General features: G+C 43.8%; 25 protein-coding genes. 23 read left to right on the forward strand and 2 right to left on the reverse strand.

All coding sequences use genetic code 11. From position 1 onward, the window contains the following. Positions 1 to 8 precede the first annotated feature (8 nt). Together BN161_RS18235 and tssD (BN161_RS18240) are read right to left on the reverse strand one after the other, a co-directional pair. Complete coding sequence (locus tag BN161_RS18235; RefSeq protein ID WP_044269064.1) at positions 9 to 1,817, reverse strand: type VI secretion system Vgr family protein; 1,809 nt, start codon at positions 1,815 to 1,817, stop codon at positions 9 to 11. Positions 1,818 to 1,934: 117 nt separating this feature from the next. Further along, positions 1,935 to 2,333 (reverse strand): type VI secretion system tube protein TssD, encoded by a 399-nt coding sequence (gene tssD, locus BN161_RS18240; RefSeq protein ID WP_007832783.1) that lies wholly within the window; start codon positions 2,331 to 2,333, stop codon positions 1,935 to 1,937. A 265-nt stretch (positions 2,334 to 2,598) separates the two neighbouring features. Between tssD (BN161_RS18240) and BN161_RS18245 the strand changes: the two genes are divergently transcribed. The 23 genes from BN161_RS18245 (at position 2,599) to BN161_RS18360 (ending at position 24,718) form a co-directional block, all read left to right on the forward strand. Continuing rightward, the gene (locus BN161_RS18245; protein WP_044269205.1) at positions 2,599 to 5,076 is read left to right on the forward strand and encodes an ATP-dependent Clp protease ATP-binding subunit; all 2,478 of its coding nucleotides are present in this window, start codon (positions 2,599 to 2,601) and stop codon (positions 5,074 to 5,076) included. Positions 5,077 to 5,087: 11 nt separating this feature from the next. Next, positions 5,088 to 5,510, forward strand: a complete 423-nt coding sequence (gene tssD / locus BN161_RS18250) for a type VI secretion system tube protein TssD (protein WP_005858603.1) — start codon at positions 5,088 to 5,090, stop codon at positions 5,508 to 5,510. Positions 5,511 to 5,523: 13 nt separating this feature from the next. Beyond that, on the forward strand, positions 5,524 to 5,934 hold the full coding sequence (tssD, locus tag BN161_RS18255) for a type VI secretion system tube protein TssD (RefSeq protein WP_004288720.1): 411 nt from the start codon (positions 5,524 to 5,526) through the stop codon (positions 5,932 to 5,934). Positions 5,935 to 5,959: 25 nt separating this feature from the next. Next, positions 5,960 to 6,952 carry a hypothetical protein gene (locus BN161_RS18260; RefSeq protein WP_044269074.1) on the forward strand — a complete coding sequence of 331 codons (993 nt, stop codon included), beginning with the start codon at positions 5,960 to 5,962 and terminating at the stop codon, positions 6,950 to 6,952. Between the two features lie 610 nt (positions 6,953 to 7,562). Next, positions 7,563 to 7,856 carry a hypothetical protein gene (locus BN161_RS18270; RefSeq protein ID WP_044269077.1) on the forward strand — a complete coding sequence of 98 codons (294 nt, stop codon included), beginning with the start codon at positions 7,563 to 7,565 and terminating at the stop codon, positions 7,854 to 7,856. 14 nt (positions 7,857 to 7,870) lie between these two features. Beyond that, a complete protein-coding gene (gene tssD, locus BN161_RS18275) occupies positions 7,871 to 8,269 on the forward strand; it encodes a type VI secretion system tube protein TssD (RefSeq protein ID WP_008777998.1) in 399 nt (132 codons plus the stop codon). Between the two features lie 2 nt (positions 8,270 to 8,271). Continuing rightward, positions 8,272 to 8,712, forward strand: coding sequence for a type VI secretion system tube protein TssD (gene tssD / locus BN161_RS18280; protein WP_008777997.1), 441 nt, complete (start codon positions 8,272 to 8,274; stop codon positions 8,710 to 8,712). Then, on the forward strand, positions 8,703 to 9,167 hold the full coding sequence (locus tag BN161_RS18285; protein ID WP_004288726.1) for a GPW/gp25 family protein: 465 nt from the start codon (positions 8,703 to 8,705) through the stop codon (positions 9,165 to 9,167). The genes tssD (BN161_RS18280) and BN161_RS18285 overlap by 10 nt, the downstream gene beginning before the upstream one ends. Positions 9,168 to 9,174: 7 nt before the next feature. Continuing rightward, complete coding sequence (locus tag BN161_RS18290) at positions 9,175 to 11,019, forward strand: type VI secretion system baseplate subunit TssF (protein ID WP_044269084.1); 1,845 nt, start codon at positions 9,175 to 9,177, stop codon at positions 11,017 to 11,019. An 11-nt stretch (positions 11,020 to 11,030) separates the two neighbouring features. Further along, positions 11,031 to 11,909 carry a TssN family type VI secretion system protein gene (locus tag BN161_RS18295; protein ID WP_005858621.1) on the forward strand — a complete coding sequence of 293 codons (879 nt, stop codon included), beginning with the start codon at positions 11,031 to 11,033 and terminating at the stop codon, positions 11,907 to 11,909. A gap of 11 nt (positions 11,910 to 11,920) precedes the next feature. Continuing rightward, positions 11,921 to 13,081 carry a hypothetical protein gene (locus tag BN161_RS18300; RefSeq protein ID WP_004288729.1) on the forward strand — a complete coding sequence of 387 codons (1,161 nt, stop codon included), beginning with the start codon at positions 11,921 to 11,923 and terminating at the stop codon, positions 13,079 to 13,081. Between the two features lie 20 nt (positions 13,082 to 13,101). Further along, positions 13,102 to 14,064, forward strand: coding sequence for a type VI secretion system baseplate subunit TssG (locus BN161_RS18305; RefSeq protein ID WP_008777995.1), 963 nt, complete (start codon positions 13,102 to 13,104; stop codon positions 14,062 to 14,064). Between the two features lie 19 nt (positions 14,065 to 14,083). Continuing rightward, on the forward strand, positions 14,084 to 14,587 hold the full coding sequence (locus BN161_RS18310; protein WP_044269088.1) for a type VI secretion system TssO: 504 nt from the start codon (positions 14,084 to 14,086) through the stop codon (positions 14,585 to 14,587). Between the two features lie 11 nt (positions 14,588 to 14,598). Continuing rightward, positions 14,599 to 15,111, forward strand: a complete 513-nt coding sequence (locus BN161_RS18315; RefSeq protein ID WP_004288732.1) for a type VI secretion system transmembrane protein TssO — start codon at positions 14,599 to 14,601, stop codon at positions 15,109 to 15,111. Between the two features lies 1 nt (position 15,112). Then, positions 15,113 to 16,021 (forward strand): PKD domain-containing protein, encoded by a 909-nt coding sequence (locus BN161_RS18320; protein WP_004288733.1) that lies wholly within the window; start codon positions 15,113 to 15,115, stop codon positions 16,019 to 16,021. A 3-nt stretch (positions 16,022 to 16,024) separates the two neighbouring features. Beyond that, positions 16,025 to 18,517 (forward strand): type VI secretion system protein TssR domain-containing protein, encoded by a 2,493-nt coding sequence (tssR, locus tag BN161_RS18325; RefSeq protein ID WP_044269091.1) that lies wholly within the window; start codon positions 16,025 to 16,027, stop codon positions 18,515 to 18,517. 24 nt (positions 18,518 to 18,541) lie between these two features. Then, a complete protein-coding gene (gene tssD / locus BN161_RS18330; RefSeq protein WP_044269093.1) occupies positions 18,542 to 19,294 on the forward strand; it encodes a type VI secretion system tube protein TssD in 753 nt (250 codons plus the stop codon). Further along, positions 19,291 to 20,196 carry a hypothetical protein gene (locus BN161_RS18335; protein ID WP_044269097.1) on the forward strand — a complete coding sequence of 302 codons (906 nt, stop codon included), beginning with the start codon at positions 19,291 to 19,293 and terminating at the stop codon, positions 20,194 to 20,196. The genes tssD (BN161_RS18330) and BN161_RS18335 overlap by 4 nt, the downstream gene beginning before the upstream one ends. Before the next feature lie 3 nt (positions 20,197 to 20,199). Further along, positions 20,200 to 20,811, forward strand: a complete 612-nt coding sequence (locus BN161_RS18340) for a hypothetical protein (protein WP_044269100.1) — start codon at positions 20,200 to 20,202, stop codon at positions 20,809 to 20,811. 9 nt (positions 20,812 to 20,820) lie between these two features. Beyond that, on the forward strand, positions 20,821 to 21,711 hold the full coding sequence (locus BN161_RS18345; protein WP_044269103.1) for a hypothetical protein: 891 nt from the start codon (positions 20,821 to 20,823) through the stop codon (positions 21,709 to 21,711). A gap of 5 nt (positions 21,712 to 21,716) precedes the next feature. After that, positions 21,717 to 22,082: a hypothetical protein gene (locus BN161_RS18350; protein WP_044269106.1), complete on the forward strand. Its 366-nt coding sequence runs from the start codon at positions 21,717 to 21,719 to the stop codon at positions 22,080 to 22,082. A 19-nt stretch (positions 22,083 to 22,101) separates the two neighbouring features. Beyond that, the gene (locus BN161_RS18355; protein ID WP_044269207.1) at positions 22,102 to 24,090 is read left to right on the forward strand and encodes a DUF4209 domain-containing protein; all 1,989 of its coding nucleotides are present in this window, start codon (positions 22,102 to 22,104) and stop codon (positions 24,088 to 24,090) included. Between the two features lie 61 nt (positions 24,091 to 24,151). Next, entirely contained in the window at positions 24,152 to 24,718 is a 567-nt protein-coding gene (locus BN161_RS18360; RefSeq protein WP_005942818.1) for a hypothetical protein, read from the forward strand. Positions 24,719 to 24,727: the final 9 nt, after the last annotated feature.

Below are 24,727 nucleotides of genomic sequence, written 5' to 3' on the forward strand. Positions count from 1 at the left end.
CAACCGAATTATGAGTTAAACTTTACTATTCCTCCCGAAACCGTTACGTTTCCCTTTCCCTCTATCATCAGATTTACACCGTTGACCGTTCCGTTCTTTGCAGCAACATCGTAATCCTTTGCCGCCTCCTGTTTGATATTGGTACCGCTGCTGTTAATTATACTCTTTTCGCTGCTGAGCACCATACATTCGTTGCCGGACAGCAATGTTACACTTTTCCTGCCTTCGAGAGCAATGGTATCGGCCTGCAAGCCTATCGACTTATCATCCATTACGATGACCGATTCCGCCTCGTTGGTAAGGGTAATGCTCTTTTTCGCCATGACGGTAATGGCATCCGTGCCATCCAACATGATCAGCTGTTTTCCCGTCTGGTCGGTAATAACGATGCTTCCCGTCTCATCATCAAAAACGATGGCATTGCCGCTGCGTGTGATAATGCTCTTGACCTTGTTGTCCTTGTCCCCTCCTTTACCTGAACCGGAATGGAACACCGATCCCGTAACATAGGGGCGGTCCGGGTTGCCATGCTCGTAGCTTACCATAACCTGATCGCCGATTTCCGGAACAAATACCCATCCGCGATTCTTGGGAACCGCACCACTTACTCCCGCATTAGGAGTCTGCACCCTGATCCAATTGGTTGTCTTGCCGTTTTTCTGCCAGTCGAAAGCCACTTTCACACGTCCCTGTCCCTTGTCGTCGTTGTTTTCCTTCACCGTAGCCAGTTCCGGCAACGCCAACGGCCGCTTCACATCGGGAACAGGAATATGTACCGTACCGTCCGGCACACCGACAAAACTATTGGAGTAATGTCCGTCACGGCGTACCTCATGCTCAATCCCGACAATACGGAACTTGCCTAAAGGAGGCAGTTTCATCCTGTCGGGGAAAGAAACATCGATGATTTCACCAATCCTTATCCGGCAAGTCTTTCCTATGCCTTTGATGTTCAGAAGATTGGCACCAGACGCATTCTTTACAATCCTCATCTGTTCGTCCAGTTCCGCCTTGTCCGTTACATGGGGGTCGGCAGCCGAGGTCGTTTTTGCGGTATATGCCTTCTCAGAGCAGCTGTGTGCAATAGACTGAAGGTCGTTCATGCCATCCGGTTTGGCAGGCGTATCCGCATTATGCTGTTTGTTCTCCTGCGCTACATAATCGTATCTTGCGGATTTACCCGGTACCAGATTGGCAACCAGACGTACTTCCTCCAAATCCATGTCATAAACAATCTTCTCCGTATTGTCCCTGTCAGGCTTGCCGAAATACACTTTCGTCCCGTCATAATAGAACCACTCCCCATAAAGAGCCGAAAGGCGATTCATAAAGTCAAAGACACTCTCGTTATACTGTGCCATGTAGGGTATGGGCGCCGCATACTTGGGATTGGAAACCAGATTGACCTTTCCATACTCCTGCGTCGCCTCCTTTATTATGGTAGAGAGGGACTGATCCATCCAAGAATCGAGTGTCCTGTTGTTCTCATACAGTATCGTAGGGCTTGTTCCGTGAATGGCCACTCCGCCTGTCTCGCCCATGCTTCCAACCATTTCCACTTGAGTGATGATTCCCTCGAAGTCATAACTTTCACCCGTCTGCCTATGGACAAATGAAATGCTGGCAGTCTCCCCGATGTAGCCGATGAATTTTTCCGGGGTCTGTTGGAACGTATTGTTAGGCGACAGATAATTCACCACCACAGTGAAGGTGTGATGCCGGTTGAAACCCTGACGGAGATGCAGTGAAACGAATTTCTGTTCTTCTCCTTTCACGGTTACTTTAGTAGCCACCAAATTCAGAAAACTTGCTCCCATACTATCTTAAACTATGATTTTAAATAAATAATCCGACTGGTCGGTATGTTTTTTGGCGCCGAAATAACCGGAATTGGTATATTCCGGCACCTTAAAACTTTGATTAGGAAACAACCATTAGTTGTTTTCCGGCCAATCCTGTACAAATGTAGCCTCGTCCATCTTCACGGTCTGTGCAGAAATGGCGAACTTGATTGTCATCGGATACTGGTTAGCCACATTCAGTGCCTCTTCGTAATCCACCACATAACCATTTTCGAACACCAATTCCTTCATTTTGGCATCTTCATCCGCTTTCTTGAAGACGATGTTTCCGTTTACGGGCTGGTACTGCTTGAACATCTTATCCAGCACAATGGTATCGGGAGTTGATTCGACTTCCACATAGATTGTGCCACCATAAATGTCAGATGCCGGACGGCCTTTGGGGTCCACATCACGATTGAACTTAACTCTCCAGGTCAGTACATCAAACTCTCTTGAGTCCGAAAACTTAAATGACGCTTTAAATGCCATATTCTCAAAGTTTTAAATTAAAAAATAAGTTGATTTTGAAATATCCGGTCAAAGGAGGCCTGCTACAGTCCTATCTTTGTCCTTCAATTTCTGCGCCCAATATATGGCATTTTCTGAAAACTACAAAGAACTTTTGATGATTTTTTCTTGTTTTTACCGAAAATATGCCCATAAGCATAAAAAAAAGGCTGCCAACAATAGCCGAATTATTTTTTTTGCCTTATATTTGCAATGTTCTCCTGCGCAATTTTTAAATCTTACGATTATGGAAACAGGAGTTGGTTTCATCAATCTTGATGATTCTGTAAAAATTGCGCTTAACATAGCACTTGCAGTGGCTCGTGAAAATGCGAACGAGTGTTATACACCCTCGCATTTGTTGAAGGCTCTACTTCATAAAGATGTAGGGTTAAGAGATTTTATAATAAGTATAGGCAAGGATTTAGGCTATCTGGAGGAATGGGCGGACGTGTATATCGAACAATGCCCGAAATCCACCCAGTTGTCCGAAATCAAGCCTTCGGAACGGATTGACGCCGTTTTCCGTGCCGCAGACGATGCACGAATCCAGTTCGGGCTGTTCGACATCAATCCCATCTGTGTGCTATTGGCACTGGCAAAACCCGGTGTCGCTTTTTCCAGCGACCAGCTCAGGTCTTTCCCCATTCTGGAAAAGGATATCCATTCCATATATATAGGTAACGGGCAGCCGGCATGTCCTTCCGCCACTACGGAGAAGTCCTATGCCCCGACTTCCGCCTCATCCTCCTTCTTGGGCAAATACTGTGTGGATCTAACCGAAGATGCGGCCAACAAGCTGCATCCGGTCATCAACCGCGACCGTGAAAACCGTATGGTCATGGAGATACTGGGAAGCCGGAGCAAGTCCAATGTCCTGATTGTCGGTGATGCCGGAGTAGGAAAGACAGCACTGGTTTACGGACTTGCCTGGGACATAGTCAACCATAAAGTACCCTCGTTTCTGGAAGAAACCCGTGTATTTGAACTGGACAACGCCTCCCTGATTGCGGGAGCCACCTACAAGGGGGAAATCGAGGATCGCCTGAAAAACATCCTGAAAGAATTGCGGAATATCGACAATGCAATCCTGTTTATTGACGAAATCCATGTATTGCTGGACAACCGACAAGGAAATACCGGTGCGGGAAATGTATTGAAATCCGAACTGTCGCACGGCGACCTGACCGTCATCGGTGCCACCACCATTGACGAATACCGCAAAATAATCGAGCCGGACCATGCTTTCAGCCGCCGTTTCGAGGTCATACAGGTAAGCGAACCGGACATAAAGTCTGCTATCCAGATGCTACACTCCGTGCAGAAACAATACGTGGACTACCATCATGTAAGAATCAGCAACGAAGCCGTAGCCGAATGTGTCCGTCTTGCCAAACGGTATATCAAAGACCGCCGTCTGCCTGATTCCGCCATCGGTCTGCTGGACATGACGCTCTCCGCCATCAAGATGGTCAATGAAACAGGAAAGAAAAATGTGGAGGCCCTGTTGTCCGGGCTGGATGAAATAGAAAAGGACGAAAAGGACCTTCAGGAAAAGACCGAAGAACTGAAAACGCTGCTTTTCGTAATGCACAACAAATTAAGCCCCATCCTTTTAGGAGTCATACCCGATGAAGCGGACATCCATGAATTGCAGGAGTATGAAGAACTGACCGGCTATCTGAGAAACGCATTGAACGTCCTCCTCCAATTTGCAGAGAAGAAAATAGAGGAGGTGGGTATCTATGAGGTAGCCGCCGTTGTCGCCAGCAAGACAGGCATCCCCATCGGCAAGATACAGTCGCAGGAAAAGGAACGGCTACTCAATATGGAAGATTATCTGAGGCGACGCGTCGTCGGACAGGACCAGGCCCTGAAGACATTGACGGATGCCATCCTGGAATCCCGTAGCGGCATGAACAAGCCGGGACAGCCCATCGGCTCCTTCTTCCTGCTGGGACCCACCGGTACCGGCAAGACCGAACTTGCCAAAGCACTGGCGGAAGCCCTGTTCAATGACGAGAAATCCATGATCCGATTCGACATGTCCGAGTTCAAGGAAGAACACTCCGCCGCCCTGCTGTACGGAGCGCCTCCGGGATATGTGGGATATGAGGAAGGCGGCATGCTGGTCAATAAAATACGGCAACAGCCATATACCGTTGTCCTCTTTGATGAAATAGAGAAAGCGCATCCGTCCGTATATGACATTTTCCTGCAAATCATGGACGAGGGAAAACTGCATGACCGTCTGGGCAAGGAAGGGGATTTCTCCAACTCCATCGTGCTGTTCACATCCAATGTAGGAAGCGAGTGGCTGACCAAGCAACTTGAGTCCGGCAATGTTCCGTCCACCACCCAGATCATGGAGGTGATGGGGCAGTATTTCCGTCCGGAGTTTCTGGCACGCCTGTCTGAAATCGTTCCGTTCTCCCCCATCCGCGAAGACATACTCCTGAAAATATTCGACATACAGTTCAATGGAGTCAGAAAGCTTCTGGACAAGCAGGGTATCGGCATAACCATCACCGATGATGCCCGTAAGATGCTTGCACACAAAGGATTCACACCCAAATACGGTGCCCGCCAAGTGGCCGGTGTAATCCGTAACTATCTGCGCAGACCGATTTCACGGCTTATCATCAACGAGGAGCTGGGCAAAGGAAAAAGTCTGGAGGTAGGTCTGGACGAACAGAATGAATTAACCTGGAATATTCACCAATAATCAAGTATCGTATGTTTGGATATACCGTATTCTTAAAGATAGGCAACCTGGCTGCCTCCTCACTGACCGACATGTACAAGGACAGCTACCAACTCATCGGCTGCGAATTCGGATTTGCCCAAGGGATAGATATTAAAGGACAGGCACAGACCGAGGTAAAAGGCGGCACATTCTATGTGACCTATCCCCATCTTCCCAACCGTGATATGATCCAGTGGATGCTGGATGCCCGTAAATACCAGAGCGGAGCCATCGTAGTTCATGACAACCAAGGCTCCACGCTCGAAAAGATACTCTTTGAGAAAGCGACTTGTGTGGATATGGAAATCAGCTATATCCGGCAGGGCAAAAGCTATATTGCGACCAAACTGACCGTACAGGCACAGAAACTGGCATTCGGTACAGAAGAGTTTGAAAATCAGTGGGTGTTTTAAAAACAGCAGCGTTATGGGACTTTTTAATTTTCCGCAAGTGGACAGCAACGTGAATGTCATATTCAGCGTTGACGGCGACGAATATGCAGTGGAACAGTTCAAAATAGGTTTTCACCAGCCAGTAGATAACCTAAAGAACCAACCGGAAGGCGAAGTGCGAGGGGGACGAATCATGATAACCCTTTCGCAGACGGTGAAAAGCAACATCTACGGATGGGCTGTGAAACCGTGGGTGAAAAAGAACGGGGCAGTTCTGTTCAAGACCGGAACGTCCGGGGTGATATTTGAGGTGGCGTTTATGAACGCGTATTGCATAAGGCTACACAGAAGTATCAGTTTCGGACAGGGGTTATCTACAACATTAACGATTTCTCCAGAAACATTAACTGTTCAAGGTGTTGATTTCGACAATAGATGGGTGTAATATGGGAAATTATAGAACAACATATATGGAGTTAGATGACTTTAGGGTCAGCTGTATCCAAGGATATCCTTATGAAGGATTTGTCATTGGGTGTGGGTATGCATATGTTGAAAACATCCCATCGGAGATGGCTATATTAGAAAATTCATCATATATATACAATCCAATAAAAGTTCAACAAATAGATACTTCTTTGTTGGCAATTATCAAGAGCCTTCATTTGACACCTGATGATATTCGTAATAAATTAGTTTCAGAAAAAGGAGATATGTATGTCTTAAATATTCCAGAAGGCCCATTGATGATACCTAAAAAGGATTCTGAAATAATCATATCTACCGATGAATCCGATACTTATTTCAATATTAAAATTGAAGTGAAAAGTATGGATATAAATGAAACATATGATTATGATTTTGATAACTATAATCATAGTAATCGTTTGTCAATAGAGTTACTGAAACTTTTAGGAACTAAAGATACTAACACTTTGATTGATAGTCTTATAGATTACTCAAAGGAAGTATGTGGATATGTTGGCAATTTTGCAGAAGGTTTGACTAAAACAGGAAAAACTAGAATTTCAAATAAAAATTTGAGACTTTATTTTGAAAAACAATCAGGATATATCTTTTATGGTAATCAATATGTTAAGACTTATTCACTTTTTCGTATCGGGGAGAAAATAGGAAATGCAATAAAACCTATTGAATATGGATTAAATGCTCTTGAAATAGGGTACGCTTTGGCTAAAGATAAAGGATTTGGAGATAATACCCAAAATACTATTTTAAAAATTGGTGGTGGCATGGCTGGAGGGGCTGCTGGTTTATATTTAGGTACAAAAATAGGAACGTTTTTAGGAGCTACTGTTGCTGGGCTATTTACTGCTGGTATTGGAATCGGTGCCGGCGCTGCTATTGGAGGGTTTATCGGAAGTGCTATTGGAGGGTATTTTGGTGGTGAGTTGGGAGAAGATATTATTATCGATATTTCAAATTCTTTGATATTAAAATGAAAACATTGCTTAATTTATATTGGAATATAATGTTTTATTGTACATATACATTGTTGTTCTATCTTTTTAATAGATTGCTAAATCCAATATATTGGTTGCAAAACAAAAAAGTTAGATTACGACTTAATGAATATATTAACAATATTGTGTCTTTTTTGAATAAACGAGAAGTGGATGAACGAGGTATAGATTCTGGGATTATTATATTTTCAACTTCTTATATTTGTGCCCATACACTTTGTTTTTTAAGTTTTATATTTTGGCTTATTTATAAAATTACTAGGGTCAATGTCATTCAAATGGCTTTCAATAACATGTTGGTATTAAGTATATTTTTTGTGATTATATGTGCGGTTATATATATTACGAACTATTTGTTTTTGTTTAAAAAAAATAAGTACGAGTTTTTTTTGTGAAGTTTAATACGGATAAAAAATATACACTATATTATGGAATATTTTTATTCTCTTTGACAATGCAGTGTATATTGGTTTGGATTATGATTAGTTGCTAATAAGATTAAATTTCATATAAGACGAGAATTTAAAGACTCTGAATATCAATTTTCTAAACCTTATTCAATATATCGTTAATATTTAAATAGATTATTATGAGACAATATAAAGTATTAGTGATTTATATCATAGCTAATGGTCAATTAGAAAAGTCTTTTGAAGAAGAACTGGAGAAATACGGATTAGAACGTGTGGGAGAACGAGGTATATTCGCCCTCCCTTTAGAGGAATATCGGACAAAGGTACAGGCATTCAAAGCCTACCTGCTAGCCTACGCCCGCAAGCATCTGGACAGCCAAGATACGGTACTGTTCGTTGAATCACGCATGAACGAGGAACGGACTCTGACAACCATGCTGCAAACCAATCTGATGAGTGAAGAAGAATAAAAAAACATAAGGATATGAGTGCACAATCGTATATCAAGTTCTGGACAGCCGAACCCTCGGAGCATGAGGAAGTGCAGGCATACGACCTGCTGGGCTACGAGTATGACTTCCGGAAAGAAACCACTCCTAACGGAAAGGTAACCGGGAAGACCTACGGAGGTAAAATACGGGTAAGCATTGCCGGATTTCCTACAGAGGAACTCTTGGAATGGATGTTCAATTCAAGAATCCTGAAGGACGGAGAGGTGATGAACACTTCCGGCCTGCCCGGTACTCCCAAAGAGATCATCCGTTTCAAGGGAGCAAAATGCCTTGATTTCAATGTGCATTCAACAACCAAAGAGAGCCGTATATCACTATTCATCCACTTCCGGGAAATGGAGACCGGCGATTCGTGTCACTTAAACTTATAATCATGAACTGGTTCACTTCATTGTTCAAAAACAAAAAATCTTCAATGCCAGATGACCGCTACGTGATGCGGCTGTCCGTCTGCCATGAGACATACAGCATTGAAGAGTTCGACCTGCAATTCAAGCGGAATACAGACCGTGACGGATTGCCTGAAGGTGAGGCATACGGCGGATTCATTACCTGTACCCTTATCGGTATGCCGGGTGACGAGCTGTTGAGATGGGCCGCATACAGCCACTCCCGTGAAGACGGCGAAATACGGATCTACCAGAAGGAGCAACCCGACCAACAAGCGGCATTTGCCTTGCGCTTTGTGGATGGGAACTGCATCCGTCTGCAACGCAAGGTTGACCGTATATCCAATTCCAGCAGCATCGTCCTTCTGTTTGCCGCAAGAACACTGAAGTTCATAGACGAAGAATTTGAAAACGAATGGCACTGACAAGTATGGAAACAAAGTTTTGCAAATTGCCCCTGGATTTTGAAGCCCTGCTCAGCGAGGATGTGGAAAACAGCCGTCTTGCATCCTGCTCGGAAATCGAGTCCATCGACCAGTTTATCGAACTGCTGATCAGTACGGCTCCCGGCGAACATGCCTTTGACAAGGAGTTCGGCTGTGAGATCTTTTTTCTCGACTTTGAAAGCATTGTTTCACACACCCGTTGGGAAGGACAATTCTCGGAATACATAACCAAGGCAATTACCCGGCACGAGAAGCGGCTTACAGGTGTAAATGTACGTGTCATCATTGATGACACCACCCGACAGGACAATGTATTTGACGCTCCCGCCGTAAAGAAACGTGTACAAGTATATGTATATGGAACCCTGGTACATACCGGAGAAAAACGGTGTTTCTATTATGTAATCTATTTAGGACCGATTTCAACCCGATGAAAGGATTATGAGTACAGAAAAATACAATAAAGAGCAAATCAGAAACCGTATGCTGAAATACGCTGCGGCTTTCTGGGGAATAAAAAAGGCGGAAAACTTCGACCCGGTTGTCAAGCTCCTGCTGGAAGCGTTGTCCAACGAGATATATATGCTGGGAGAGGATTTTACCGCCATCGAGACAAGGCTGCTGGAAAAGACCGCCCGAATCCTTACCCCGGACATCCTTACCTCACCCTTTCCCGCACACGGCATCGTACACGCCTATCCCATAGAACCGTGTTACCTGATAACCCGGGAATCGGGCATGTATTACGAGAGCGACTCGCTTACCCGGAAGCTATCGACCGGAAGCGTATCGTTTTATCCCGCCTGCGATACCCTGCTGCACAAAGCCGACGTGAAATATATGGTCTGCGACGACCTTCTCTACCGGATAGCCCCTACCTTGGAGAAGACCATGATTGCCCGTGCAGAGACAAGGATGCCTCCGCGTACCGTCTGGTTAGGAATGGCGGTGGATGAATCCATTTCCGACCTTGAAGACTTTTCGTTCTATCTGGATTTTCCCAACCTTACGGAAAGCTATGAATATCTGCTCCTGCTCCCTTGTACGGAATGGTCCGTAGAAGGGAAAACAGTCGTGATGGAAGGGGGAATCCATGAAAAGACAACCATACAGAAAGAACCAACCCGTGCCTTTTTCCAAGACTATGACGTAATGTCCGTCATAGACAAGGAAGTCATGGATATTTACAGCAAACATTTTCTGAAGGTATCGCAGTCCTTTCCACTCGACGGTTCCTGCAGGAAAAACCTTCCGGACACCCTGCGGTCCTGTTTCAAAGAGGCCGTTCTGGAGAAGATGCAGGACAAGCTGGTATGGGTGAAGATACAGTTCCCCGCCCATTTCACAGCGGAAGTCCTTGAAGAACTTCATGCCGGCATCAATATCGTGCCTGTAGAGAACAAGACGCTTCACGAACAGACGACCACCCTTGAGGAAACTTTCAGGGTGATACCCTTGCGCACGGGCAGCTACGAATCCCTTCTGTCCGTATACAGCGTGAAGGATTCTGACGGAAAGAACTACCATGAACTCCTCTATCCCGCAAAGGATTCCACGGAAAGCTATGGAACCTACTCCATCCGCAAAGGAGGATGCGAGCGTTTCGACTCCCGTTCCGCCAAGGAGCTGCTCGGCTATCTGTCCGACCTGCTGGATGACGAGACCCATGCCTTCAATGCCGTATCAAGCATCAAGCTACAGGCACTTACCATCCAGATGGAGCAGCTGATGGCGCAAATGAAACAGACGGCAGACAACATGAACGAGTTCAGGGAAACACCTTATTACCTTATGATTGACGAACTGTCCGGCAAGGGGCAGATTACCGTCAAATACTGGACAACCAACTGTGAGGTAGGAAACCGGATACAGGCAGGCGTAAACCTGTCCCCCAATGCCACCACTTACCTGGACCCGAAGACACTGGCTCTGGTCAGTACCACCTACGGCGGGAAACAAGCCCCCCAAAACAGAGAACGGATTGACATCTACAAATACGCCTTCATTTCGCACGGCCGTGTCCTGACACAGAACGACATAGCCAGCTTCTGCAAAAAAGAACTCGGCGAACTGCTGGTGCGGACAGAAATCCGGAACGGGGTGGAAATCAGCCCGATGCCGCACGAAGGACTGATCCGAACCAAAGAAGTCCATCTGATTCTTGGAACGAAACTGGATGAGCCTTCGCAGGAAAAACAGATAAAAGACAACCTGCGTACCAAACTCTCGGCCTGTTCGCCGGACACATTCAATTACCGGATATTCATAGAATACAATAAAGCATAAATACCATACTTATGAACCCAGTTACCCAACATCTCATTTCATCGTACCTGCTGATGCCGCTGCTGACCGTGATTTTCGGAATCGCAGCCTATTTTATCGCACGCAAGAACAAGCTGCTCAATAACAAAAAACTGATTGCGTATCTGCTGCTGTGCGGCATAATCCTTGCCCTGCCCGGCCTGTCCGGATTCATGGATTATAACTTCATGCCCTATGCCTATATCCTGCTGGTCATCCTGTACTGGACTGCCGGATATTACAACCGGCTCATCCTTCGCAAAGTGTTCGCATCAAGCAAGGAAATGCCTTCTTTCGGCATCCAATGCCTGCTGACGGTTACGGTCATGCTTCTGGGAGCCGGACTCTTTTCCGTAGTGTTCAACCTCTGCAACGAACTCCAGTACGGCATCTGGGCCTCCACCTGCCTGCTGCCCTTTGCATTTCCACTCCTGTATTCCCAAACGGTGAACAGCTATTTCGACATACCCATTGAAATTTATAAAGTATGGAAATATTCGGAGGAATATGATTCGGATACCTTGTACATCAACCGTGAACGGAGCATCGTAATGGATGTGGACATATTCCGCAGGGTGGATGACCCCGCATCGGAACGCATAACCGGCAAGGCATCCGAGGATGTCATCTTCGGGCAGTGGTTCCAGCGCATGATTGACGACTGCAACCTCAAATCACCGTCTTCGCCCATCGTATATAAGAATGAAGGAGGAGCCTATTACGAATGGGTATTCTATACCAAACCGTCCTTTTTCAAGAGACGGCGCTATATAGACCCCGACGTTACACTTGCCGGCAACAAGCTGAAAAGACACGATGTAATCATAGCCAAACGTGTGGCAAACGAACTTATAAAGTATAACGAATATTAAATAGAAACATTATGATAGGAAAACAGAGCCAAAAGAAAAAATATCCGCTGGTAAACTGGGCAGACGGAATGCCTGTCAACAAAGGGCATTTCACCCAACAGGAAGACCACTTTACGGACCGGTTGTGCGAATACCAGTCATTTCATCTGAACCGCAATACCTACGGACTCCTGCCATTCAAGAAAGGAGAGCCGGTTTCCGGCGATTTCAGCATTACGGAACTCGTTACAGGCACCTTGGAAGTCCGTCTGAAACGTTGCCACGCCCTTACTTCCGGAGGTTACCTGATAGATTATGATGCCGGTGAGGATGACGAACTCACCGCCAGTTTCCATATCCCTACAGAAGAGGAAGAAGAAAAGGACAAGCGGTGGGATGTCATACTGATGGCAGACCCTTTCGAGCATCTTCCTTCGGGTATTCCGAACGAGAAGGAAATCAGTCCACGCCAGCCCAATGCCTTACCCAAATATGCATTGAGCGTGCTGCCGAGCGGACAGACCGACGGAAGCGAGCTGGGAAGACACTTTCTGCTGATCGGCCGTCTGCGCAAGAACGGAAACCGCTGTGAAGTGGACGGAAACTTCATCCCGCCATGCACAAGCATGTCCAGCCATCCGGACCTGAAAGGCTACTATACTAAATTCGGGCAACTTGTAGATTCCATAGAAAAGGCCTCGTTTGACATCCTTGCCAAAGTGGAGAATGCAGAAAAACAGACCAGCCTGGCTACCAACATCGGTATGCTGTGCCGCCATGTCATGCTGTTCATATCCGATATCTACTTCTCCTTCCGCAACGAGGGGCAATACTATTCACCGCTACACTTCCTGAATGTATTCTCCACATTGGCTCACCGCCTGTATGTATGCCTGAGTTTCATGGACAAGGAAGACAAGGAGGACCTGCTGAAATACTTCAACGAATGGAACGGCATCACTCCCGGTGCCTACGAAGGCCTGCTGAGGGAAAACTGCGGGCTGCTGTACAACCACCACAATATCCGCCAGCTGATGGTTACGGCGGAACGTTTCCTATACCTGTTCAATGACCTGTGGACAACCCTCAGCCGTCTGGAATATATCGGCAAGCACAAGGAAAATATCGTTGTCGCCGAACGCTCCAGACAACCGAAAGAATCGAGCGAGTCACGCTGGAACATACTGGACTAATCCCCTATAAGCGAACGGACATGACGGAAGAACAAGATAAAATAGTACGGTTTGACGAACATTCCCATTCATTCAACCTGCCGGATACCGACTTCAAGGCGGAAGTGGTGGCCAGCGGACTGAAAGAAGCCGGGTATGATGCAGAGCGTACCCTCATATTCAGACGGGGAGACATCCGGCGCGGATTCTCGAAAGACATCCATGACATCCACCCGGAATATTCCCATTATGACCTGACGGATTACCTGTATCTTTATGTGAACAGGAGAAGCCTTTATGACGAGCTGCCCGAAGGCATATTCCACAAGAACCTTTACCAGTCCGAGAAAATATCGAAGGAACAGGTGCTGGACGAAATCCGCATCCACCGTGAAGAGGAATTTTTCGCCCGCCGTTTCTTCAAGCCTTTCGAAATCTCCCTGGACCATATGCTGGTAGCCTTCCAGAACAAGGAACGCCGCATTGACGAGATGAACGTACATCCGGATTTCGTAAGCATCTTTTCCGGTCAATGGCCCGTACTGGAACTGCTGCCGACCCATCTGGCGGTCATGCTTGTCCATATGCTGGCCTATATGGAACAGATTACAGCGAGCCTCTCCAAAACCGGCGAGTGCATGACCATTCTGACCGGTGTGCCCGTGCATATCAAGAGAGGAGACAAATGCGTGGTGGAAGTGGATTCCTGCCTTATTCCCAAATTGGGAAGCTGCATTCTGGGAGACGACATGGTTCTGGGAAACAGTTTTGCCGACGGTACCTACCAGATGCTGGTGGAAATCGGTCCCCTGTCCGCCCGACGGATGGAGAGCTTCTTTCCCGGCGCCGCCGACAGTAAAATACTGAATGCGCTGACAGAACTGTTCCTCCCCTCGGACAAGGAGATACAGATCCGCTACATCATCCAGCAGGAAGACGCCCGGTTCTGGCTGGGAACCCCAACCGAACAAGGCGCCTATCTGGGTATCAGCACCTATTTATGAATATAAAACATCATCCTATATGAAACCGAAAAACAACACAGAAGTAAGGAAAGCCTATCTGAGATTCGCGGGCTATCTGACATGCTGCACCATCCTTGCGGTAAGCATCTTTGCCTGTTTCCTGAAAACCTCCGGCATAGAAGTAAAGCGAATCACGGAGCAGGCACTGGAATATGACCATATCTATGCCAAAGAGCTGTCCCTGTCGAACAGCATGGACTCCATCTACCAGTACATGAAACTGATGAACACTTCACCGCAAATAAACGACAAGCTCCTGCAAAGCGTAGTCAGTACGCGCAAGATGAACCTGCTCAAATATGTCCAAGACATGGACACCAAAGATTGCAGACTTTACAGGCAGCTGCTGGAAAACCTCAACATCTTCCTCGGGGTAAAAGACTCCATCCGTCTGCTGAATATCCAGGAAGAGATGGTGAAGAAAGACCTGATGCAGTGCATCCAAGACAACTGGAAAACACGACGTAACCTGAATGTGGGTTCCGGCGGCAACAAACAATAAAACGGAAAGCCATGGACAACAACAGAAAGACAATGAACAAACGGGAAATATTCATGGGACATGCCTATGTATTCCTGTTCTTTTTCCTGACAACCGTAGCGTGTTGTCTGGTAATCTTCATGTGGAACTCAGATTTCAAGATGTTTGAGCAGAAAGAGTTCGTAAAGATCAAGATGAACCGCATCAAGGATTTCCAGCAGGAACAAGCGGAAAGCCAGTTGCCGGTGGACTCCCTGTTCCGTAAAATAGAAACATTTGAACCAGGCGTTTACGCCCAGTACGAAGAAGACGACATCCATTATCTGATAAACAACCTGCGGAACACATACGAAAGGAACAGCTGGGACAAGCGATACAAGCTGTTCATGCACATTGCCGACTTTTATGCCATGTGGCTGTCCGACAGGAAACAGCTATGGAGTATCGGACAAAACATAAGTCTGTTCAAAGCCAATCTGGAGGAGTGCGAGATAGGCTTGCAGAAAAAGGAGGAAGACTTGCGCTCAGGAACTAAAAACAAATGACATGGGAAAAATTTATACCAGAAAGATTCTGTTCGTAATCGCAGCCATGCTGCTGTGCATCCTTGTCGCCATACTGATCCGGCTGTTCTTTTCCAGCCGCACCGTGCGTATGACACTGACCCCCATAGAGGTGGAAACCGGAGAAACGGTCCATTATGCAGACAGCACCCGCAACGCACGCTCCTGGCTTTGGGAATTCGGCAACGGGGACATATCACACGAACGGAGCGGAGAATACGTGTTCAAGAAACCGGGACGCTACCAAGTGCGCCTTCAAGTGGACGGAGGACTGGAAAGGAAACAGATCATCACAGTACACAGGAGCCGGGATGATTACGGAAGCGACGAGCTTGTCAGGATGAAAGCACCGGCAACCGCCTTTCAAGGAGAAATCGTATCTTTCAAAGGATACGGTCCGTCGAAAGAATGGCGCTGGCAGTTCGGAGAATCCGGAATTGTCGATTCGCGGGAGCAGAACCCACTCTACGCCTATACAGAACCCGGCATATACGAGGTTCTGCTGACTACGGAGAATACCCAATATCCGGTCCGGCACACCATTGAAATCCTTCCCCAATATACGGAGAACGACTCGACAGACGTGCTTGTCATCATCGGCAATGACATCCGTGAACACTTGCAAGCCATCGTGGACGGCAAGCCGTTCAATACCCATTACAATTATATCCTGAAGAAATACCTTTGCGGAAATCCGGACATAGCGGTAACCGTCAACAACAGCAAGAAGAATGATTTCTATTCCTATTGCCAAGGACTGAAAATCATAGCACGCAGGAAAACCCTTATAGACGAGGTGTTCGTCGATATGGGAGACAACCTGAACAACGAATGTGTGATGCAGCTGATGGTAACACAGCACGAACGCTTTTCCGAACAAAAAAACAAATGAGGCATGAAAAAGAATTGCATATCGACACTCATAAAAGGAGGATGGATTTGCGGGTGCATCATCTGTATGGCATCCTGCGGACCGGTACACCGTTTTACGCGGATAAAGAATGTACCCCGTGAATATATGCGAAACTATTCCATAGAAGGGGTAAAGGCTCCCCGCAGCCAGACACTGCCCAAGCATACCCCGTGGATTGTCTTTGCCAATGAAGCAGGAACGACCTATCTGAGTCCGAGCGGAAAGAACGAGATGCAGTCTGTGAAATACATGGACGCATTTCTCGTCATCAAGCGAAAAGGAGACTGGCTCAGAGTCATTCAATACGACCCAGCCATTCTGAAAAACGGGAAACTGAAAGAATGGAAACAGGCAAAATACTGCGGATGGATCAACCAAAACGACCTGTTGCTGACCCAGAGCGGCTTTACCGACATTGTTACCGGATTCAAAAACAAACAGGTGGTCATGCTGAACGACAGCGTGGCATTGGCCACCCCAAAAACGTATTTTGCCAACGACTCCGTAAAACTGTTCAAAAATACAGACCTGACACAAGAGGCTGGCAAGATTCCATTTTACAGTGTCGTATATCCTTATCAAATATCGGAAGACAAAGGATGCACCCTCGTGGCAGACACGCCGCAGCTTGACGCAGACAGCATAGGGCATGCTGTCATCGGATGGATAGACGAACGCCTGCTGACCGCCCCCGAACAGCAGCTCCATATAGACATAACCTCGCTGCCGGACAGCACGCTCGTCTTTAAAGACAAGGAACGGAAAGACACCTTGCCGCTATCATCCAACGACCTGAAGCGGAAACTGCAACTTTCGGCCAGCCAGCCTGCTATCCGCTACAGCCCGGTACTGTCCTACCGGAACAATGACACGAGCTTCTGCTTCAAAACCCGGCTTCCGATGCCGGTCATCGACAAACGGGAAAGCTATGTGCTGAATGTCAACGGCAATCCAATCTATTACGGGACTTTCAAAAATAAGATAGAGAAGGACCTGCAAAAAATAAACCTCATGTTTGTCCTGGAAGGAAAAGAGAACACCATCCAACGGTTTCCAGCCGTGGTGAATGCCATCCAGGGACTGCAATCGCAACTGGTGAATGACGACAGCTTTTCTTTCAGGTTCGGTGCCGTGCTTACCTTCAACGAACCGGACAGCCGGAAAGACCCCATCTGCAAACTGACTCCCGACTACATGGAGCTGCTTGATTTCCTTTCCGCCAAAGCACGTAATGCCGAGCAACTGAAACCTACATACGGACGATTCGGCAGCTGGTCCGGCCTTCGGATCGGAGTGGAGCAATTCAACAAATGTCCGGATGAAACCAATATCCTGGTTGTCATCGGCGATAAAGGGTTCAACAGCGAGTGGGCAGACTCCACCTTGGTGAACAAGCTGGTAAAAAACAACTGCCGCATGATCGGCTTCCAGCTCTACGGAGGAGAACCGGATAACTTCAACAACTTCGTGCTGCAAATCGGGAACATGATAGATTGCTCGGCACCACGCATCAGCCGGAAAAAACGGGAACTGATTGTATATCCCGAACAAATCAGAAATGAAAACGAATATGCGGAGGTGAACCATAACACCTATTGTCTGGACTTTCCAAACCGGAGCATGACACAGGGATGGCTGGTGTTTCCGCAAAAGAACGAATCGCTGGAACTGGAAGGACTGACCACCGCCGTGGATTCCATGCTGATACAAGTGAAGTTTGACAATACCCTGCTGAGCAACAGCCTGGCAAGGGCATTCGACGAAGTGGGTACACACCGATATAGGACAGATTCGACAATGACAGCTTATTACCATATCCGCCAGTCGGGGGTACACCCCATGCTATCCGTACTTCCGGATACCGAACCTGCCTGGAGCCTGCCTGCACAGCCAATCGTACTGCCGGACTCGCTGTCCTCCACACTGGACTATTATTTGCTTGTCAACGAAGAGGAGTTCAAACGGTTGAGAAAGTATGTGGAAGCACCCTCCAAGCTGATTGTTGACTATAAATACGAAGCGGTCAAAAAGAAAAAGCAAGCGAAGGTGGATATCTGCGACTGTCCGGACGACTACCTACAGGCAGATGCCGAAGAATCTACCGTACGTGTAAAGACGGACAGCCTGAACGCACCGGAATATGCCTCAACCCGCCGTGCAAGGAGAAAACTGGTCAGACATTTCCTTTCAGAGCGCAACAGGGACAGATATTGCAAGGTAGGGAGAAAGACTTTCCTGAGAATGCCCCTATCAGAGGTCTTGCAAAGGTTTACCTCCTGCCCGACCGACTATCCTTTCTTTGAAGTTTACCGTGTCAAGGACTTGCGGAAAAAGAAAATGATTACGGATGCGGAGCTGGACATGCTGATTGAATATTTCAAGGAAAAGAAAAAACTGCTGGACGAAGCCGCCGGCAAGCCGTTTCAGTCCAACGGGCAGACATACTATTGGATCAGCCGTGACCTATTACCATAGTCATTCACCTGAAACTGTATTATCATGATTTATGAAACTATTCTGAAAATAAGAGGAATGGAGGTGCCGATACTCTATTATAACTATCGGTGCCACATCCGGCACTATGATGACCCGAATCTGAGAAAAATCATACAACTCCACATCCAAGTATGCGAGGAAATCGGCAATCGGGAGTGTCTGCCGGTCGAGGGAGACCTGATTACGCTTGCGTTTGAGTGCAAGGGTGAAGAACAGTTCTTCTATGACTGGCTGAACGAAGGAGCCATGCACAACGGGGAAATCCATTTCATCTACAACGAAGTGGAGATTGCGGACATTTTCCGGTTCTGGGACTGCTTCTGTGTGAAAATAGAGGAGTATATGAGTGTAGGAAACTCTCCGATGATGATGGTGCTGTATTTGTCACCGGGGATTATCAAGAGGAATAATCTGGAGGTGAGGGAAAAGGTGTGGAAGGTGTCGGATATTTCGCAACAGCCGATTGTTTCGATTGCGTCTGAATCGAAGGAGGAAAAACAGCCTGAAATTGTGGAGGTGTATTGGAAGGATGCAGGAGGAACTAATATAATTGAAGAATTACCCAAAGATGGAATTGTAACTTTATATGCAAAAACAATAAATACACAACCTGGGGATAAACTATCTTTTACGATAATATTGGAAGATGGGAAAACATTAATTAAAGTTGATGATTGTATTGTAGATGCCCAAGGTGTAGCTAAGATGATTCATTTTGATTTAAAAAAGTACAAACAAAATAATACAATGCTATGAAAATGACATTAAAGGCTTCGTTACTTTCTTCTACAAAAAAAAATGATATTTATTATGGAGATCCATTATTATATATTCGTCCTAAAGAAGGTTCTTATAGGTTTCCCGAGTTATACACTACAGATGGGTGTGAAATAGTAATATCTGAATTGTTTTTAGATTATGTATCAGATAAAATAGTTGATTCAATAGAAGAAGGAGCAAAACAACAGATAAAGAATATTGCCTTGTTAAAATTGGAAAAAGGGAAAATGGTTACCAATACGGGGAAAGTTTATACAGGTAATAGGAAAATATATGAAGCGACATATTATACTATTGATGGAAGCAAAGTTACGGTAAAGCAAGGCAAAAATTTTGGATTTCAAGTTGATGGTAAGATTGTAACAACTAAAGGTATTAATCAATATCATTTTTTTGCAAATAATGGAATGAGAGTTTCAATTTTTCGTTTGTTAAAACACACAAGTATGATATTGGACGTTTTTAGTTTTTTTGATTGGGCTAAAGATCCGAAGTCTTCATTATCAATACCTTTTGTTCCTGATGCTATCGTAGGGATGGCAATTGAGTGTGTGGTTCAAGATATTGAAGAAGGCATAAGTGTTGCTATTGAAAACCGTTTGCAAGTAGCAAAAACAGAAGGTATTGATGCTGTAAGAAGGTTTGTAAATAGTTGGAAGCCAAATAGTGGTATTGAATTTAAATTATTGAAAATATCTACTAAAACAGCGTCGGATATATTACATGGCAAATTCAAAACTTTACACGAAGTGGAATTACGAGAATATAATGAGGCTGATGCTATAAATTGGGTATATATTTTAGTTAGAATAGTAGATACCCCCAAATCTTATGCTCCCGAAGCAATTATTGAAACTTTTTTTTATTTAACAGATTAAGTCATGAAATGGTTAGTGGTATTTTTTGTTTTTAGTGGTATTATATTGTCTTCATTTCAACATAAGACGAATTTAGTTTTAGTAGAACAAATAGAATCGAATTTTCCTATTGTAATTCGATATGATAGTATAAAAGATTATATATTTAGGATTCAATTTCCTTTAATGTTTAAAGTGTGTAATATCTCAAATAGTAATAAACAAATGGGGCATATTTCTTATTATTATAAAGATATAAAATATGCACTTTCATATGAGCAAGGATGGAATTATAATCTACTTGTTAACAAGGAGAAGAACGGAGAACTTTTAACTCCATATAGGAGAGGACGAATAGTAATTGATAGTTTGTCAAATGAAATTTTTGTATTTCATACAGGACATTCCATACGCTATGAAGATAGCATATTACAATCTGTTTTTCGTCCATTTATTTCTCAAATTAAAAACACGGGAAAAGATACTTTGCATATCGGTACTATTCAAGAATTTAAGAAAAAATATCCTGAAATTATTAATTTATTACTTCAAGATGATAGTGTTCAATTTTGGATTTATACTCCTTGGAGTAAAGATAATGGCAATCATTTCATTTTACCTATTGAACAGAAATAAAATATAGTTATGGATCGAAGAATATTATTAAATCAGTTTAATTTATCTGTCGTTTTTTTTCTACGTATTGAAAGTGATTATAATTATACGAGAGATTATATGGAAAACATAGCCCGGAACTTCACGAAGAAGTATCCCAGCTACCTCATCCATAAAAAAAGCGAAGACAAGATAAAAGCCTTTCTGGCCGATATGGTCAAGGCCAAAGTGGAAACCTTTGCCAATGCAGAGGCAAAGAACGTGACAGTAAACGAGGTACGCGAAATAGCAGACCTGATAGCGGAATATGAGGGGATGGAAAATTCGTCCCCTTATGAACCCCATCCTACAGAAGCCCCCTCTTTAGGAAGCACCGGCGTGGAGCTTGCCATGAGCATGGATAACGGGGCATCGGACATCCGTCCCGTCAATGTCGCCAAACCCACAGGCGCATCGGGGAAACCCAAGATAATGAAACGCAGTGTCATCCGTGTAACGGTGGAGCTGGAAGTGCTGATGGAAACCAAACAATACCTGCATTTCTTACAGGAACTGCCGGAACTGTTCAGTTTGCATGAGTTCCCGAACCTGCGTTGCCGGGTAACATGGAAGCAGAAACGGGTGAGTTTCCAGGAATCTCCTTTGCCTATTGAAGTGAAGGTTGTGAAAGACCATAAATACCAACGCTGGTTTGTGACCTTTGCGGTATTGATGGTGCTGTGTTTCATCGGGATAATCACCCTGTTCTTTTCCATTCCGAACCTGTACAAGCAGGACATCCACTTCCTGCGGAATGATACGATTCATCAGGAGTTTTCCATCTCCAACAGCCGTATTGACTTGAAAGATGTAAACCTGATGAATCATGGCGGGAAAGATACGCTTGTCATCAAGAATAAAAAGATAATTATAGCCAAATAAAAAATATGGAAAATTCGATTCAGATACATGGGATAAGAAACATGCTGTCCCATAGCGGATGCCCGGAAGACCTGCAGGAGAGCTACCTGCAATTCCTGCAGACCGGAGGCCAACAGGTGCAGATTGTCAGAGGAGAAGTCTTTATGATGTTTGAAAAGGAGGTACAATATCGCAAAAGAAGGAATGAGGAGATGAAAGGGACCGTAACTTTCCGCAAAGACACGAAGGACGGTGCAGAGGAGTACAATACAGGAGTGTTCATCGGAATGGAGTTTATCCAATGCTGTTTCAACCATGGGATTCCGGCATGGGTGTTGAATGTGCGGAGGGTTCATGGAGAGGTTGTGGAGGTTGTTGTGAAATTTGGATGATAACATTGTAAATGTTAATATGGGAAAAGGTGACAGTAGAACAAAGAAAGGAAAGCGATTTATGCGTTCTCCACGGAAGTATTCTCAAAAAAAACAATTAAATACTGGAAAGATGGAAAATAAGAGTGAATATGGTATATATGAAGAGTTCTTAAAGAATTTTGATTCTGTAAATTATAAGAATAAGGACTCATCTATAATTAATAATGAATTTCAAAAAGTAATAAGTGAACTTTGTGAAAAAGATATGATTAATGTTGCTTTGCAAGCAGAATTAGATCGACAAGTTTTTTTAATAAGAAAGTCTTTTGAGTTTCAAGATGATGAAACAAAGGGGACAATTAAAGGATTATCGTGGCAAATGGCAGGAACACAAGATATGGCAAATGGAAACAAAATACCTTTTTATTGGCCTGATGTTAGAAATCTTACTAAAGAAAATTTCGAGTTTTTTGAGCAGCGTTATAAAAAAACGAATAATCTCTATGCAAAAACCGAATATGGTTTGATGGTATATTTCGGACAAAAAACAGACTGGTCGAAAAATAACAGTTTCAAGCTTCAGTTATGCAACGAATTAATCTCCTTAGCTCAAGAATATTATGGTGAAGCTCAAAAAGGAGAATATTTCAAATTGGGATATGTTCTTAATCGTTTGGAATTGGCTTTACAAATTGCAATAAATAGTAAGTTTGAAGATTGTCAAAAGGCAATCATTGAACAAGTTTTTGATATACAGCAACATTGGAGTGTAAATGATAACACAAAACATGTTCCTTTAAATTATTCAAGGTTCATGTTAGAGCATTATAGCATTTGTAAAAAATACATAGACTTTGAAAAAGTTATAGAGCGTAATAAATATGCTATCAGCTTGATAGAAAAAGATAATCTTTATATGGCCGCAGATGCTATTGAATTTACGGATAAGTTAAAACAAAAAATAAATCTTTCAATAGAAGATTCTTTAAAACAGAGAGCTGAGGTCTATGAACAGATTGCCAAAAGCAGGCAGGAAGATATAGCTTCAATGCATTTTATAAAATTAGCTTTGGATATTTATCTTAAAATAAAGGACAATGGAAAAATAAAAGAGATGGAAGAGTTATACTCTGAAAAGAGAAATACTTTCCAATTGACAGAAACTTCCATTCCAATTCCAGATGATTATATAAAGGCAATTGACAAAGCTGTAAAACAGACTATAGAAACTTGTTCTGTAGATGAATTGTTAGATCAATTTGCAGAGACTCCTTGGTATGAAACAGACGATTCTATCCAAACTTTATCTGATGCAACGGATAATGGACTTATAGATATCCTTCCTTTGTCAAGTATAGACAGATATGGCAACACCGTTAAAACATATACACCGGCAGAAGGGAAATTTTGGTCTACATATAGTTTCTTTTTCAAAATTGGTACATTAAAAATGCTTAAATTATTTATGGCAGCCATTGACTCTCAAAAGTTATCATACGATTCAGTTTTAAACTATTTGGAAAAAACATGGTTAAATGAACCTATTGAGAGAAACTATAATGGTAAAAAGGTTTGTGTTGTTCCTTTAGATACTGTTAAACCTGGATTAAAGAGAATCTTTGATGAACTTAAACAAGCTGAAGGAAGTTATATCCCTGATTATGTCACTATTATAGATAGCTTAACACTTAAGATTGAAGGTCTTTTGAGATTTTTTATTGAGAAACTTAAAATACCCACTTTTGCTAAGAGACGTTCAAAAGATGGAGATGTCATAATGGAAAAACTTTTTGATGATATTATTGCAGATCTTAAGGGAACTCCAGAGAGACCTTCTAGTTTTGTCAAAGATCATCTTACCATGCTCAAATATGTAATGTCAGAGAAAATAGGCTGGAATTTGAGAAATGAGGTAGCACATTCTTTACTTCAAATCGAAGATTATTCGTTAGACAAAGTTGTTGTCTTGTTCTGCTTAATTCTTAAATTGAGCAAATATGTGTTTATAGAACAACGTGAAAGTTAAAATCGAAAAAGGAATAAAGTGCAATTTATTAATACGGATTAACTGATTTAATATTTTGATTATGGACGATGATTTAAGAAAAGAAATATCAGATTTTTTCTTGACAGATAGTTCTGGCTATTTAGCACGATATAGGGCTTTAATAAATGTGTTTACAAATATAAGTACACGTAGTAAAATATTGGTGGATTTATTATTTTCTTTTGAGTGCAGTTTGAAATCTTTGATTTTTTTGAGAAGTGACTCTGATGAAAAATCAACGTATAAAATTATTCGGACTCACAATTTAAGCAATCTCTTGTCAAAAGTTGACACGGCGAATTTTCAAGATATTGCCAATTTTATCCTTGATGAAAAGTTGGATGATATATCCGTGGGGGTTCGTTATACTCTTGAAGCCAATGTTAAATTCAGAGAGAACGGCTTATTGGGGAGTAAATATTATGAGACAATAGCGTCGTATCATTGGATAGATAAAGTTTATCAAGAGGCTAAGAAATTGAATGAGTTTGTACGTAACGAAAGTATTTCTATGTTTGGACTTATAACCATAATTAATATTCAAGATATTGATATTAATAAATTGATTGATCGAGAAAATCGCATCAGGAATATTAATAAACCTTAGAAATATCCT

Origin of the sequence: Bacteroides timonensis, assembly GCF_000513195.1 — a bacterium.
Classification (GTDB): Bacteria; Bacteroidota; Bacteroidia; order Bacteroidales; family Bacteroidaceae; genus Bacteroides; species Bacteroides timonensis.